The sequence below is a fragment of the Cupriavidus sp. CPT47-8839-RL05A genome (genome assembly GCF_058792255.1).
On the sequence record NZ_JBYTEG010000007.1, the window covers coordinates 256576 to 271503 of the forward strand.

15 protein-coding genes are annotated in these 14928 nt (G+C 67.6%); 6 read left to right on the forward strand and 9 right to left on the reverse strand.

The features are described from left to right. Positions 1-115: 115 nt before the first annotated feature. Positions 116-1060: a LysR family transcriptional regulator gene (locus tag AC3WVS_RS10995; RefSeq protein ID WP_492318655.1), complete on the reverse strand. Its 945-nt coding sequence runs from the start codon at positions 1058-1060 to the stop codon at positions 116-118. A gap of 390 nt (positions 1061-1450) precedes the next feature. On the opposite strand from AC3WVS_RS10995, the gene AC3WVS_RS11000 reads away from it, so the two are divergent. Genes AC3WVS_RS11000 through uraH (AC3WVS_RS11010) form a run of 3 tightly spaced genes read left to right on the forward strand, consistent with a single transcriptional unit; the run spans position 1451 to position 3678 of the window. Next, entirely contained in the window at positions 1451-2800 is a 1350-nt protein-coding gene (locus AC3WVS_RS11000; protein WP_492318656.1) for an MFS transporter, read from the forward strand. Position 2801: 1 nt separating this feature from the next. Next, positions 2802-3311: a hydroxyisourate hydrolase gene (gene uraH / locus AC3WVS_RS11005; protein WP_340526673.1), complete on the forward strand. Its 510-nt coding sequence runs from the start codon at positions 2802-2804 to the stop codon at positions 3309-3311. Between the two features lie 31 nt (positions 3312-3342). Beyond that, the gene (gene uraH, locus AC3WVS_RS11010; RefSeq protein ID WP_011616942.1) at positions 3343-3678 is read left to right on the forward strand and encodes a hydroxyisourate hydrolase; all 336 of its coding nucleotides are present in this window, start codon (positions 3343-3345) and stop codon (positions 3676-3678) included. A 66-nt stretch (positions 3679-3744) separates the two neighbouring features. On the opposite strand, the gene AC3WVS_RS11015 is transcribed toward uraH (AC3WVS_RS11010), so the two are convergent. Beyond that, a complete protein-coding gene (locus AC3WVS_RS11015) occupies positions 3745-4191 on the reverse strand; it encodes a winged helix-turn-helix transcriptional regulator (RefSeq protein ID WP_492318657.1) in 447 nt (148 codons plus the stop codon). Positions 4192-4294: 103 nt separating this feature from the next. On the opposite strand from AC3WVS_RS11015, the gene AC3WVS_RS11020 reads away from it, so the two are divergent. Beyond that, positions 4295-5551 (forward strand): MFS transporter, encoded by a 1257-nt coding sequence (locus tag AC3WVS_RS11020; protein WP_492318658.1) that lies wholly within the window; start codon positions 4295-4297, stop codon positions 5549-5551. 42 nt (positions 5552-5593) lie between these two features. On the opposite strand, the gene AC3WVS_RS11025 is transcribed toward AC3WVS_RS11020, so the two are convergent. The 6 genes from AC3WVS_RS11025 to AC3WVS_RS11050 are packed head-to-tail and all read right to left on the reverse strand — an operon-like array spanning position 5594 to position 12075. Beyond that, complete coding sequence (locus AC3WVS_RS11025) at positions 5594-6580, reverse strand: Bug family tripartite tricarboxylate transporter substrate binding protein (RefSeq protein ID WP_492318659.1); 987 nt, start codon at positions 6578-6580, stop codon at positions 5594-5596. Between the two features lie 60 nt (positions 6581-6640). Then, entirely contained in the window at positions 6641-7402 is a 762-nt protein-coding gene (locus tag AC3WVS_RS11030; RefSeq protein WP_492318660.1) for a cupin domain-containing protein, read from the reverse strand. A gap of 14 nt (positions 7403-7416) precedes the next feature. Continuing rightward, positions 7417-8244, reverse strand: a complete 828-nt coding sequence (locus tag AC3WVS_RS11035) for a GntR family transcriptional regulator (RefSeq protein WP_492318661.1) — start codon at positions 8242-8244, stop codon at positions 7417-7419. Then, positions 8241-10031, reverse strand: a complete 1791-nt coding sequence (locus AC3WVS_RS11040) for an acyclic terpene utilization AtuA family protein (RefSeq protein WP_492318662.1) — start codon at positions 10029-10031, stop codon at positions 8241-8243. The genes AC3WVS_RS11035 and AC3WVS_RS11040 overlap by 4 nt, the downstream gene beginning before the upstream one ends. Positions 10032-10054: 23 nt before the next feature. After that, complete coding sequence (locus AC3WVS_RS11045; protein WP_492318663.1) at positions 10055-10822, reverse strand: enoyl-CoA hydratase/isomerase family protein; 768 nt, start codon at positions 10820-10822, stop codon at positions 10055-10057. Between the two features lie 2 nt (positions 10823-10824). Beyond that, the gene (locus tag AC3WVS_RS11050; protein ID WP_492318664.1) at positions 10825-12075 is read right to left on the reverse strand and encodes a CaiB/BaiF CoA transferase family protein; all 1251 of its coding nucleotides are present in this window, start codon (positions 12073-12075) and stop codon (positions 10825-10827) included. A gap of 147 nt (positions 12076-12222) precedes the next feature. Here AC3WVS_RS11050 and AC3WVS_RS11055 point away from each other — a divergent pair, with 147 nt between their 5' ends. Continuing rightward, the gene (locus AC3WVS_RS11055; protein WP_316154142.1) at positions 12223-12816 is read left to right on the forward strand and encodes a hypothetical protein; all 594 of its coding nucleotides are present in this window, start codon (positions 12223-12225) and stop codon (positions 12814-12816) included. A gap of 48 nt (positions 12817-12864) precedes the next feature. On the opposite strand, the gene AC3WVS_RS11060 is transcribed toward AC3WVS_RS11055, so the two are convergent. Continuing rightward, entirely contained in the window at positions 12865-13767 is a 903-nt protein-coding gene (locus AC3WVS_RS11060) for a LysR family transcriptional regulator (RefSeq protein ID WP_492318665.1), read from the reverse strand. A 136-nt stretch (positions 13768-13903) separates the two neighbouring features. On the opposite strand from AC3WVS_RS11060, the gene AC3WVS_RS11065 reads away from it, so the two are divergent. Beyond that, positions 13904-14899, forward strand: coding sequence for a hydroxyacid dehydrogenase (locus tag AC3WVS_RS11065; protein ID WP_492318666.1), 996 nt, complete (start codon positions 13904-13906; stop codon positions 14897-14899). Positions 14900-14928 lie beyond the last annotated feature (29 nt).

Here is a 14928-nt window from a genome sequence, read left to right on the forward strand (position 1 = left end):
TCCCGTAGGGATCCCGCGCATGGGGAATCGTTGGATACGGGGCCGAGTATAGGAACGGCCCGCCGCAGCGGCGAGAGCCCGCGCCCTATAGATCCCATAACAGAAACCGATACCGCTAGCGGCGCATATCGCGCAGGTCGCGCAGCTCCTGCGAGGCGGCGGTCAGCATGCCGCGCAGCCAGACATGCGCGGCCGAGCGGTGGCGCGACGGATGCCACAGCTGGTAGAAGCGCATGAACGGGAACTCGATCGGCGGCTCCAGCACCGCAAGCGGCACATGCTGCGCATGATAGTTGGCGAAGTGGCGCGCGGTGGTCAGGATCAGGTCGGTGCCGGGGATCAGGCTGGGCGCCAGGTTGAAGTAGGGACAGCTGACGCGGTTGTCCCGGTGCACGCGCATGGTGCTCAGCCCGGCATCGACCAGGCCGCGCTGGTCGCGCGAATACGGCGTGGGCACGATATGCGAGGCGCCCAGGTAGGTTTGGGCCGTAAACTTGCCGGGCTGCGCATGCACGCTGTCCTGCGCCACCACGCACACCACCTCGTCTTCCAGCAGCACCGACAGGTGCAGGTGCTCAGGCGGGTTGGGCCAGTTGCCGATCACGATGTCGACCGTACCCGCAGACAGCGCCTGCTCGTAATCGAAGGTGGCCCCCAGCGGCAGCGCCGACAGCCGCGCGTGCGGCGCCGCACGCCGCACCGCGCGCACCACGTGCGCGAAGAACGGCGGCGCCAGGTAGTCAGGCATGGCCACCACGAAGCTCTGCTCGGTGGAGGCGGGATCGAAGCGCTCGTCCGAGACCAGCAGGTTGTCCAGCGCGCTGAGCGCGGCCTGGGCATTGCGCGCCAGCTGCAGCGCGCGCTCGGTCGGCACCATCACGTTCTTCTCGCGCGTGAGCAGCGGGTCGTTGAAGATCGCGCGCAGGCGCTTGAGCGCGGCGCTGATGGCCGGCTGCGACTGGTTCAGGCGGATCGCCGTGCGCGACACGCTCTGCTCGGCGATCAGGATGCACAGCACGCGCAGCAGGTAGGTATCGAACGGGTCGTCGGCGCGAATCATGTTGGGTCCGTGGCAGCAAAAGTGGAGGCCTGGCGGGTGCGGCCGCCGCCGCTCCGGGCGGCAACGCCATGCCGGGCAATGGCAACTTTGTAGCGTGTCGCGCACCGCACGGCAACCGGTACAACCCGGACGAGCCTGCCCGGCGCGCGTGCGCGCACCCCCGAAAACGCCCTGACTAGGGTAATCCATAGGTACGCCGAAGGTCCGCCCCGTCTCCCGCAAACCCGCGCCACACAAGGGATTGCAGCCCATATCGGCGCTGCTATGGGGCCTATACCAGCCCCCTCGTTTCGCATTGGCGGGCCATTCATATACTTGCTCCCAACCCGGCGGACGGCATGCACCGCCGCCAAGCAAGACCTGGCAGAACACGACAAGACAGGAGACATCATGTCGATCACGAAACAAGGCATCCCGGTATTCGCCGGCACCGCCGACGACGCCGAGGACAGCGTCTACCGCAAGGTAACCTGGCGCCTGCTGCCCTTCCTCGGGGTGCTGTGGGTACTGGCCTGGCTGGACCGGGTCAACATCGGCTTCGCCAAGCTGCAGATGCTGGACGCGCTGCAGTTCAGCGAGGCCGTGTACGGGCTGGGCGCGGGCATCTTCTTCCTTGGCTACTTCTTCTTCGAAGTGCCGTCGAACATGCTGCTGCAGAAGATCGGCGCCAAGAAGACGATCATGCGCATCACCATCTGCTGGGGCGTGATCTGCATGCTGCAGAGCTTTGTCACCACGCCCACGCAGTTCTACATCCTGCGCTTCCTGCTGGGCGCGTTCGAAGCCGGCTTCTACCCGGGCGTGATCCTGTACCTGACCTACTGGTATCCGTCGCAGCGCCGCGCGCGCGCCTTCGGCACCTTCATGTCCGCCTCGGCCATCGCCGGCGTGCTGGGCGGCCCGCTGGCCGGCTGGATCATGACCGGCATGGCTGGCGTGAACGGCATGCACGGCTGGCAGTGGCTGTTCATCCTGGAAGGCATCCCGTCGGTGCTGGCCGGCATCTTTGCCTGGTTCTACATGACCGACAAGCCGGAGCAGGCGCGCTGGCTCTCCGACGACGACAAGCGCGTGCTGCAGGACGCCCTCAAGCGCGACAACGCCGCCCTGGGCGAGCGCGGCCACGACTGGCGCACGCTCTTCACCAACCCCAAGGTGTGGCTGCTGATCGCGATCTTCTTCTGCCTGCTGTGCGCCAACTCGACGCTGACCTTCTGGATCCCGACCATCATCAAGGACGTGGGCTTCACCACGCCGATGGCGGTGGGCTGGATCGCGGCCGTGGCCTACCTGTGCGGCGCCGCCGGCATGATCCTCAACGGCGCGCATTCCGACCGCCGCAACGAAGTGCGCTGGCACTTCAGCGGCGCGGCGCTGGTCGGTGGCGGTGCCATGGCCGTGCTGGCCGTGCTGCTGGGCGCGCAGGTGCTGTCGCCGGTGATCGCACTGCTGGCCATGACTGCCGCGCTGGTCGGCACCATGAGCGCCATCCCCGTGTTCTGGCAGCTGCCCAACCGCTACCTGGCAGGCAGCGCCGCCGCGGTGGGCGTGGCCCTGATCAACTCGGTGGCCAACCTGGCCGGCTTTGGCGCGCCTTATGTGATGGGGCTGGTCAAGAACACCACCGGCAAGCTCACCTCCGGCCTGTACCTGGTGGCGGTGATCGAGGTGCTGGCCGCGGTGCTGGTGCTGATTGGCATCCGCAAGCTGGGCGGCAAGCACGGCAAGCAAGGGGCCTGACATGGACGACCATAGCTTCGATCCCACCCGCCGGCGCTTCGCGCTGCAATCGATGACGCTGGGCGGCGGCGCGCTGCTGGCCGGTGCCAGCTGGGGCGCAACGCCCGATGCGGCGGCCCCCAACCAGACCGCAGCACCGGTGCAGCAAGGCGGCCTGAGCCCGCGCCTGACGCTGCACGCGCTGGACACCTACCACGGCACGCCCGCGGCCGGCATGCGCGTGGAGATGTTCCGCATCGACAATGGCCAGCGCACGCCGCTGCAGACCGTCACGCTGGCCGCCAACGGCCGCAGCGAACCGCCGCTGCTGATCGGCGACAGCTACCGCACCGGCACCTACGAACTGATCCTGCACGCGGACGAGTACTTTGCCGCGCGCAAGGCCAGCCTGCCGCAACCCTCCTTCCTGTCGAAGATCCCGCTGCGCCTGCGCGTCACCGACGCCAGCCAGCGCATCCACCTGCCCGTGCTGTTCGGGCCGTGGAGCTACAACTACTACCGCGGCAGCTGACGCCGCGGCCCAACCCGGAGACAAACGCATCATGGCAGGCATCAGCACACATGTGCTCGACGTATCCCTGGGCCGCCCCGTGGCCGGCATGCAGGTCGAACTGTTCGACGTCGCCACCCAGCCGCCACGGCTGATCGCGCGCACCCGCACCAACCACGACGGCCGCACCGACACGCCGATGCTGCCGCCGGCCCAGGCGCGCACCGGCGAGTTCGAGCTGCGCTTCTGGGTGGCGGACTACTTCCGCACCCCCGACGTATTCGCCGACATCGTTCCCGTGCGCTTTACCATCGCGGACGCCGCGCAGCACTACCATGTGCCGTTGCTGTGTTCGCCGTGGAGCTTCGGGACGTATCGGGGCAGCTAAAGGCAAGAACCATGTCGCCCGTGCTGGAAAGCGGGCGACTGTTGACGACCTCGTCACCGCCCGCCCCTAGCGCGGCTTGCGCACTTCCGCTTCCCCCGGCAAGAGCACATCACCGTCGCTGGTCCGGGGCATCATCAACGGCACCGGCTTCCCGGTCCGCTTTTCCACCATCTGCGAGCGCCGCTCGCCCCGCGCAAACAGATGGTGTTCGCCCCATTGGCGCAAGGCCAATACGATGGGGAACAGGCTCTCTCCCTTCTTCGTCAGCACATACTCGTGATACGCACTGCCATCGGAAGCCGGCTGCGTCGTCAGGATGCCGGCTTCCACCAGCCGGCGCAGGCGGTCGGACAGGATGTTGCGCGCGACCGCCAGGCTGCGCTGGAAGTCGCTGAAGCGGCGCATGCCGTCGAAGGCATCGCGCACGATCATCAGCGACCAGCGCTCGCCGACCAGCTCCAGGGTGCGCGCGACGGGGCAGGTTTCATCGCCCGGGTCTTTGCGGGTGGCCATGTCTTGGTTGCCTTGGGGCTGTGCAGCCCGTCAATGTAGTTGCATTTTAAAACCAGTAGGCTTACGCTTCAACTGGTTTTATTTTGCAACCACATGGACTGGTATGGAAACCTCCCCCGCTACGCCGGTGACGGCACCGCCTCCGACTTGCCCTGCGGCACCGCGCGCGAACCTGCCGCGCGGCGCCGTGCTGCTGTTCGCCTGCGCCAGCGGCCTGAGCGTTGCCAATGTCTATTACGCCCAGCCGCTGCTGGATGCGCTGATGGCGGATTTCTCCATCAGCGCCGGGGCCATCGGCGGCGTGGTCACCGCCACCCAGCTTGGCTGTGCCCTGGCACTGCTGTTGCTGGTGCCGCTGGGCGACCTTGTGCAACGCCGCCGCCTGATGCTGGCACAGGTGCTTGCCCTGGCCGGCGCGCTGGCTGCCGTGGCACTGGCGCCGTCCGTTGCTGTGCTGCTGGCGGGGATGCTCCTGACCGGCTTGCTCGGCACCGCCATGACCCAGGGACTTGTCGCCTATGCGGCCGCGGCAGCAGGGCCGCATGAACGCGGGCACGTGGTCGGCACCGCGCAGAGCGGCGTCTTCATCGGACTGCTGCTGGCGCGTGTGGTTGCCGGCGGCGTCAGCGACATGGCCGGGTGGCGCAACGTCTATGTCTGCGCCGCAGCGGCGATGCTGGTGCTTGCGTGGCTGCTATGGCGTGCGCTGCCAGTGGTGGCCAGCGCCGGCCAGCGGATGCGCTATGCCAGCCTGGTCGCATCGATGTTCCTGCTGCTGCGCCGCGACCGGGTCTTGCAGATCCGGGGAACGATCGCGCTACTGATGTTCGCGGCGTTCAACATCCTGTGGAGCGCCCTGGTATTGCCGCTGAGCGCTCCGCCCTACGGGCTGTCGCATACCGCCATCGGCGCTTTCGGGCTGGTTGGCGCGGTGGGTGCCCTGGCGGCCGCGCGTGCGGGACGCTGGGCGGACCAGGGCTTCGGGCAGCGGACCACGCTCGCGGCACTGGTGCTGCTGGTGGCGGCCTGGCTTCCGCTGTCGTGGCTGGAGACATCGCTGTGGCCGCTGGCCATTGGCATCGTGCTGCTCGACCTGGGGGGCCAGGCCATCCACGTCACCAACCAGAGCATGATCTTCCGCACCGATCCCGCGGCGCACAGCCGGCTGGTCGGCGCGTACATGCTGTTCTACGCGGCGGGCAGCGGGCTGGGCGCCATTGCCACCACGGCGGTCTATGACGCCGCCGGCTGGCGGGGCGTCTGCGTGCTGGGCGCCGTGGTCAGCTTGCTGGCACTCGTGTTCTGGGCCGCCACCCGCCGCTTCATGCCGGCGCAAGCCGCGCAAGCGCATAAGGTGTAGGGCCTGCAGGGAACGTTCCGCGCATCAATGCCCCCCTCTGCGTCACTCGGGCTCGATTCCCGCTGCCTTGATCACCTTGGCCCATTTCAGGGTCTCGCTGCGGACAAAGGCGGCCAGTTCCTCGGGCGTCGACGGCGCAGGCTGGCCTCCGGTGCGGGCAAAGTAGTCGGTGGCAGCCGGGCCGGTCAGGCCATTGCGCATCAGTTCGCTCATGCGGTCCACTACGGGCTTTGGCGTTCCGGCCGGGAAGAAGGCCGCCGACCATGCCACCATCTCATAGCCGGGCAGGCCGCTCTCCGCCATCGTCGGGACATCCTTGAGCACCGGATTGCGCTGCGCGGTGGTCACCGCGACCGCGCGCAGCTTGCCGCCCTGGATCAGCGTCATGGCCGGCGATATATCGGAGATCATGAAATCGACCTGGTGCCCCATCAGGTCGGTCAGGGCCAGCGGCACCCCCTTGTAAGGCACGTGCAGCGCCTGCACGCCGGCCAGCATTTTGTAGAGTTCGCTGGCGATGCGGGTCGACGAACTGCCGCTGGCAAACGTCAGCGCGCCATTTTTTGCCTTGGCCAGCGCGGTCAGGTCTGCCAGCGTGCGTACCGGACTGTCGGGCGGCACCACCAATACCAGCCCGCTCTTGGCGATCAGCGATGCCGGGGCGAAATCCTTGATCGGATCATAGGGCAGCTTCTTGAACAAGGACGCATTGGCTGCATGCGTGGTGTTGGTCGTCACCAGCATGGTGTAGCCGTCGCCGGTAGCGCCGGCTACAGCCTTGGCGGCAATGAAGCCGTTGGCGCCCGGGCGGTTGTCCACCACCACCGGCTTGCCCGTCTGCGCGGTGATCCGCTCGCCGACGAAGCGCGCGCTGCTGTCGGTGCCGCTGCCCGCGGGAAACGGCACGATGACGCGGACTGCCTTGTCGGGATATTGGCTGGCGTCCGCGGCCTGCGCCGTCCCGGCTGCGACCGCGGCCAGCGGCAACAGCAGCCCGATGGCCATATTGCGCATGCATGGATGAATCATGCTTTGTCTCCTCGTGCCTTTGGCATCTGTTGATGGTTCGGACCCTGGCGCGGGCCGGGTTCAGGGCACCGCGTCGTGCGCCCGCACCAGGATGGCCTCGCACGGGCCACCCTGCGCCGCAAAGCTGAAAGTGCCGCCCTCCGGCACAAAGACCCAGTCCCCCGGCTTCGCTGAGAAGCGCTGGCCGTTGATCTCGCCGCAGACCGAACCCGACTGCAGGAACAGCACCTGCTCCGTTGCCGCCACCGCGTGCGCTTCGGCGCCGCCCGTGGCTTCCAGTTCCAGTGCGCGGATATCCAGGTGCCGGGCGCCGACCGTGTCGCGCGTAATCACGGGCCTTGCACGCACGCGATGGTAGTGAGGCAGGCTTTGCGCCGCCTCATGCGCCGGCACCTCGCGCAGGCTGTCCGCCTGCGCGCGGCAGCGGGGGTCATCCGCTGCGCTGGCGACCACGGCGGCGTTCGGGTTTTCACTGTACGGCGGCGCGTACACCACCATGACCCGCACCGGCTCGTCGCTGACGACCTCGAAGCGGTGGAATACCCCCATCGGATTGAAACCCCAGTCGCCCGCACGCAAGGTGCGCGCCCTGCCGGCGACCTCGCCGATGCCCTCGCCTGCCAGCAGGTAGGACGCCTGCTCCAGGTTGGGATGCGCATGGGGCAAGGCGCCATGGCCGCGAGAAATCGTGCCCAACAGCACCTCGATGCGCCGCGCCCCGACTGTCTCCTTGCCGATCACGCGCTGGTTGGCGGTTCCGGTATGGTTTGCCGGGGAATAGGCGGGCACATCGGCGGCGCGCCTTACGAATTGCGATGTCATGCGTTGTCTCCTGTTTAGTCCTCTTGTCGGGGAGCAGCTTTCGGCACGGCCAGTTCGGGATAACGATCGGTCAGCTGCGCGGGCATCTCCACGTCGAGGATGAAGCGGTCGCCTCGGTACCAGAACCGGCCTGCCGTGAGCACGTTGCCGTCGACATCCAGCGTGGTACGGACAATGCGCGCGACTGGTGCCGCAAAGGCATAGTCCAGGTCGCGCGCCAGCATGGCGTCGGCCGGCTCCACGGTCATGGTCTGGCGCATCGTGCCAAGCCGGTCGCCCAGCTGCTCCCGCAGCAAGTGGGCAATCTTGTGATGCTTCTCACCGCCGCGCGGGAATCTGGCGAACACCGCTTCGGCCACGTACAGCTCGATCAGGCAGAACGGCATCCCGTCATGCACATGCAGCTTGCGCAGCATCACATAGCGGTCCATTGGCGCGCCGCAGGTGGCAAGCCCGGGCGGCAGGGCCATATCCTTGCGCTTTTCCAGGATGCGGATCTCGAGATCGCTGGCGCCGACCGAGACATCATTGATGGCCGAACGCATGCCTTCGCCCGGGCCGGACGGCACCATGATGACGTGCGTGCCCCGCCCGCGCTGGCTGCTGATCAGCCCCTCCTCGGTCAGCAAGGCAAAGGCCTGCCGCACGGTGACCTTGGCAATGCCGTACGCCTGCGCGAGGTGCTCCACCGTGGGCAGCTGGTGCCCGACCGGATACTCGCCGGCGACGATCTTGTGGCGCAGCACGCTTGCCAGCTGCCGGTAGCGGGTCACGCCGCCGGCGCTGTCGTCGGCCAGCGCGATGCCGTCATTGGCTGCGACACTTGCGGTGGCGCGCGTCATGACAGCAGGCTCCGCGGCACGCGCACCGGCATCGTCAGCAGGATCTGGGCCATTCCCTTGCCAAGCGGATCATTGCGCAGCGATGCCATGCCGCCGCCATCGAGCGCCGACTCGCAGACGAAGTTCATCGCGTCGAAGCCCGGCAGGTCAAAGCGCGACACCGGCCCCAGCACCAGGTGGCCCAGCCAGTCAGCCACCCGCGCGGCCGTGACCTCGGCGCGCAGCAGCGCGAGGTATTCCGGCCGGCGCGCAATCAGGCCGATATTGGAGATATCGCCCTTGTCGCCGCTGCGCCCGTAGGCAAGCCGGACCAAAGGGACTTCAATGCTGTCGCCACCGGCGGGGCTGGCGGCGGCACCCTGCGCCTGCGCCGTCGCGCGGGCGGCGGCGTCCGTCGCTGCGTGCCCGGCCGGGATGGAGACGGCAGTCCGCACGCCATCCATGACCACCGCCGGCGACAGCGCGCCCTTGTCCAGCAGGAAGGCGTATTGCCGGATCGATGGCGACGGGCTCGCGCGTCCGCCGCCCGATCCCGTGGTGCCCGGCGACCAGCTCGTGCCGGCTGCCGCGATTTCGCGCGCGAACAGTTCAAGGGCCGCCTTCTCGGAATGCATGACCGCAAGCCGCATGATCGCCTCGCGGGTATGGCGCGCCGCGGCGTGTGGCCCGAAGCAGGATTCGGCGCCCAGCACTTCGACCCGGGTGCGGGTGTAGTCGCCCCATCCGTTTTCCGCGAAGAGCCTGCGCGTGCGGGCCAGGATGGCCTCGGCCGTGCGCTCGGCCTTGGCCACGGCGTCAATGCCGACGATGGTCAGCTGGGCATTGCAGCGGAAGCCATCCATATAGGTGGCGCTGACCTTGTAGCAGTGGCCCGGCGCACGCCCACGTGCGCCGCGCACCTCGACCAGGTCCGGCCCGGCCTGGCGCAGCGTCACTTGCGTGAAATCGCAGGTCACGTCCGGCAACAGATAGGCCGAAGGGTCGCCGATCTCATACAGCACTTGCTCGCCGACCGTGGCAACAGTGACCAGCCCGCCCGTCGCGGGTGGCTTGCCCACCAGGAAGCTGCCGTCCGCCCGGCACGCCACCACCGGATAGCCGATGCCCGGCCAGTCCGGCACCTGCTCCCAGTCGGTATGCAGCCCGCCTGTCGCCTGGCAGCCGCACTCGATGATGTGGCCGGCCAGGCTGCCCTGCGCCAGCCGGTCATAATCGTCCGCCTGCCAGCCGAACTCATGCATCAGCACGCCCAGGGTCACCGCGCTGTCCACGCAGCGGCCGGTAATGACGATCTGCGCGCCCTGGTCCAGCGCCTTGCTGACCGGCAGCGCGCCGAGATAGGCATTGGCGCTGACCAGCTGGTCCGGCAGCGGCAAGCCCTTCTGCATGTCGGTGATGCCTGCCTGGCGCAGCGACGCCACCATCGGCATGACATCATCGCCCTCCACCACCGCGATGCGCACGGCAATGCCCTGCTCGGCGGCGATCGCCGCCAGCGCCTGCGCGCAGCCCCGCGGATTGATGCCGCCGGCATTGCTGACCACGCGGATGTTGCGCTCAACGATCTCCCGCAACAGGCTCTTCATCGTCACCGTCACGAAGTCGGTGGCGTGGCCAAGCTCCGGCTTGCGCAGGCGTGCCGAGGCCAGCACGGACATGGTCAGCTCCGCCAGGTAGTCGAACACCAGGTAGTCGATATCGCCGTGACGCACCAGTTGCGGCGCGCCCACGCTGCTGTCGCCCCAGAAGCCGGACGCGCCGCCGATGCGCACTGTCTTGTCATGCATGGTCCTGTCTCCTTGCCTTTGGCTTACTTGCCGGTCCAGTTCGGCTTGCGCTTTTCGCGGAAGGCGAGCTGGCCCTCGCGCGCGTCCTCGGTCATGGCGAACAAGCCGATCTGGCTTTCCGTGAACGCCATCGACTGCTCGAAGGACATCGCATCGATATGCTTGAGGGTATAGAGCCCACGCCGGATCGCCGCGGGCGACTTGTCGAGCAGCCGGCCCAGCAGCCAGTCAAGCTTGCCATCCAGGTCCGCACTGACGTGGTTGACCAGCCCTGCCGCCAGCGCTTCCTGCGCGGTCAGCGGCTCGCCGCAGAGGCAGAGCTCATTGAGCACGCGCCGCGGCACCAGCTGCTGCAGCACGCTCAGCACCTGCGCCGGGAACACGCCCACCTTGACCTCGGGCAGGCCGAACACGGCCCGCTCGCTGGCCACCGCCATGTCGCACATGGCCATCAGCCCCATGCCACCCGCCATGCAGGCGCCGTTGACGCGAGCGATCAGCGGGACGTTGGAGCGCCGCGCCTGGCGCAGCAGGTCGGCAAGCCGCTGGCCCGGCTCCGAATAGTCGAACGCAAAGGACTTGCCGCTCTGCAGGTCGGCGCCCGCGCAAAAGGCCTGGTCCCCGGCCCCGGTGATGACCACGGCGCGGATGGCCTCGTCATGATTGGCACGATCGATTCCCGCGTGCAGCCCGTCCAGCACCGCCGGATTGATCGCGTTGCGGCGCTCGGGCCGGTTGATGGTCAGCCAGAGGACCGCGCCGCGGACTTCGCTCAGGAGTTCTTCGTTCATGTTCAGGCCTCGCTTGCCGTGCCGGTCGCATGCGCCGATGCCTGGCGCGGTTCGCGCGATGCGCCGGATGCCATCAGGCTGTCGATGTCGGCCTCGTTGTAGCCGGCCTCGCGCAGCACCTCGCGGCTATGCTCGCCCAGGGCCGGGGCATGACGGCGCTGCGATGGCGGCGTGCCGTGCCATTCGCTGGGCACTGCCATTTCGCGGATGCGGCCCACCGCCGGGTGGTCGGTTTCGCTGAAGAAGCCGATGTCATTCAGGTGCGGATCATCGAGCAGCGATTCAAAGGTGTGCATCGGGAACACCGGAATATCCGCCTCCTTCAGCAGCACCTGCCATTCCTCCGTGGTCCGCCTGGCCAGTTCGTCGCTGACCATGCCGTAGAGCTCGGTGATGTGCGCCGTCCGGGTGGTGATGTCCGCGAAGCGCGGATCGGTGTCGTACAGGCCGGGCTTGCCGATCACCCTCAGGAAGGCACGCCAGTGATGGTCGTGATAGATCAGGCAGCAGACATGGCCGTCGCGGGTCCGGTAGGGCCGGCGCTCGGGAGACAGCAGGCGCGGATAGCCAAATCCGCCCTTGGCTGGCACGAAGGTCTCGCCATAGAGATGGTCGCCCATCACGTAAGGCACCATGGTTTCGAACATCGGCACATCGACGCGCTGGCCGCGGCCGGTGCTCGCCCGCGCGTAGAGCGCGGCACAGATCACGCCGAAGGCATAGAGCCCGACGGAACGGTCGGCAATGGTCAGCGGGAGATAGCGCGGAATGTCGCCGGTGCCCATGGCGACCGCCTGGGGCAGCCCGGTGGCTGCCTGGATCAGGTCGTCGAACGCCGCCTGCGGGGCATAGCGTCCGCGCTGCGAGAAGCCGAACATGCCGACATAGACCAGGCGCGGATTGATCTGCGCCAGCGTCTCGTAGTCCAGGCCGAGCCGCTGCATCGCCTGGGGCCGGACGTTGTAGGCCAGCACGTCCGCATCCGCCACCAGGCGCAGCAGCGCCTCGCGCCCCTGCGGCGACTTCAGGTCCAGAACGATGCTGCGCTTGTTGCGGTTCAGCCCCAGGAAAAGCGGCCCCATCTTCTCATTGCCGCAAGGTCCGATGCCACGGGTGCTGTCGCCCGTGGGCGGCTCCACCTTGATCACATCCGCGCCGAGGTCGCCCATCATCTGCGTGGCCGAGGGGCCCATGAACACGGCCGTGATGTCCACAACCTTGACGCCAGCCAGCGCTCCAGTCCTTGTCTCCATCCTTGCTCCTGTCTTACTTCTATAGTTCTATGAATAGAACTATATGACAAGCAGCCCGGCGGTGCAAGGGCCACGGGCAGACGTGGAGATGCATGGCAGGAGGCAAGAAAGCCGTAGAATCCCCGGCTGACAACTTCCCTCAAGACCGTGAAAGCACTTTCCCGCCTGAACCTGAAGCAGGTCGCCCTGCTCTGCGCCACCCTGCTGGCATCTGTTTCGATCCATGCCGCATCCCCTGCCCAACCTGACGCAGCCAGCAACACCGCGGCGCCGCTGGGACTGGAGCTGGGCAAGGCCAGGTGCTCTCGCCTGGCGCCGCCGCAGAATCACGCCAGGACCGGCAAGTCCGAGTGGGCCGGTGGCGACGCCGTTGAGCTCAGGCACCTGGAGCGCTTCCACCTCCCGGGCCTGACGCGCGTGATCCTGAACTGCGACGCGCAGGACACCGTGGCGCTGATCACGATGACATTCGAGCGCACGGCCCTGGATGAGGTGCGCAAGAAGCTCGACGAACGCTATGCGCCCCTGCGCAAGACTGAAGGCGCGGCGGAGAATGGCTACGCCGAGTGGGCCGCCGCCAATGGCAGCCTGGAATTGCTCTATGGGCGCGACAGCAAGCACTTCACCGTGGCGTACTGGGCCAGGGGCGCGAAGGCGAGGTACTTCTCATATAGCGGCACTGACAACAAGAAGCCCGCCGCGGCCACGCCTGCCAGCCAGCCCCAGCCTGCGCCGCTGTGACGGGCCCCGCGCTCCACGCAGGCGCCGTGGGCGCGCTAGCCGCACGCCTCAGTGGAGTTGGTCGAAGAGCGTCTTGCCAAAATCATGCAGCAGGCGGATCAGCCGGTCTGCCACGGGCGAAAGCGGCTGGTCCTTGCGAAACGTGATGCCGAAGTTCCGCACAAGCGTGGCAGCGGGCAAAGGCACTTCCGCCAGCTCGCCACCACTGGCGCGCAGGGTGCGGCGCGAGACAAAGGTCAGCAGCTCGGTATCGGCGACCACACGGGGAATCAGCGGGATCGAGTTGGTCTCGATCTGCACCACGGGCCGCGGCAGGCTGCGCGACTCCAGCGTGTGGTCGAGCCAGGTCCGGCTGGGGACGGCGCGATTGGGCAGGGCCCAACGATATCCGGTCAGCGCTTCCAGCCCCGGCTTGCGCACCCGGAAGATCGGATGCCCCCTGAATGCCGCTACGACCACGGTGTCTTTCAGCAGCGTCTCGCAGTGAAACTCGTCTTCCTGTTCCGGCACGAAGCCGAGAATCACGTCCACGCGCCCTTCCCGAAGATCGCCGCGTAGCTCGTAGTTGTTGCGAATACTCAGTTGCAGCACCACGTTGGGGGCTTCGCGCAGCAGCATTCTGCAGATCGGCGGCAACAGGTATTCCGCGCCCAGCGGTCCGCTGCCCAGTCTCACCGTACCCGCAACGCCCCGGGCAATGGCCCCGACTTCATCACGCACCAGCTCCGCCTCCTGCAACAGGCCGGCGGCCCGGGCGCGCAGCGCGGTCCCTGCCGCGCTCAGCTTCTGTCCCCTGCCGTCACGTTCGAACAGTGCCGCGCCCAGCGAGGCTTCGAGCCGGTCCACCGCCTTGGTCAGGGTTGGCTGGCTACGGTGCACAAGCTCGGCCGCACGCCGGAAGTTGCCGGCATTCGCCACGGCAAGAAAGTACTTGAGGTCACGCAAATCCATACCGGCACTCCGCATCGGGTGGTCGGGAAGTCGGGGCACGACTGATTACTTATATTTATCGAATAAGGAAAATTATAAGCTGGACGGCATCTGACTGGCGGGACAAGAATGGCCCCATACCAAACCGATCGCAGCCATGCCCTACACCGTCCTTGTTACCGCGCCCCGCCTTGCCGATGCCGGCGTCCGCCTGCTGGAAGCCGCCAACGCCAGGTTGCACTGCCTGGCCAACCCCGATGACTCGCAGGAGCTGCATCACCTGCTCGGCACACTGCCGGTAGACGCGGTGATCTCGCGCACCGTGGATCTGACCGGTGCCGCCATCGACGCCTGCCCCACGCTGAAGGTGATCTCCAAGCATGGCGTGGGCGTCAGCAACATCGATGTCGGCGCGGCCACAAAGCGTGGCATTCCCGTCTACGTGACGCCCGGCGCCAATGCCCAGTCGGTGGCGGAACTCACGCTTGGCCTGATGTTCGCCGCCGCCAGGCGTGTGACGTGGATGGATAGCGAGTTGCGCGCGGGCCGGTGGTCGCGCGCGCAGGATGGGGTGGAACTGCATGGGCGCACCATCGGCCTGGTCGGATTCGGGCAGGTCGCGCAACGCGTGGCGCGCGTCTGCCTGGCACTGGGCATGCAGGTCGCGGCCTTTGATCCCGCCCTGGCCGGCACTGCAGTGCCGGCCGCCGGCGTCACCCGTTTCGACACGCTGGAAGCATTGCTTGCCGTGAGCGATGTGGTCAGCCTGCACGCTCCCCTGAACCCGCACACGCGCGCGATGATCGGCCCCACCCAGCTTGCATGCATGCGGCATGGCGCCATCCTGATCAACACGGCCCGTGGCGAGCTCGTCGACGAAGCGGCCCTTGTTGCCGCCTTGCGCGGCGGGCAGCTCCATGCCGCGGGCCTCGACACCATGGCCGTCGAGCCGCTGCCGGCAGGCAGCCCGCTGCTCACGCTCGACAACGTCGTGCTGACGCCGCATGTCGGCGGCTCTACGCCGACGGCGCTGGCGGCCATGGCCAGCGATGCCGTGCGCAATGTGCTCGGCTACCTGCAAGGGACGCCGCCGGCGCCGGCCTGGTGCGTGAATCCCGGCGTGCTTGCCGGGCTGGGCCAGCGCATCGCATAGCGGCTGGCTGCCACCCTTCCCACCCGGTT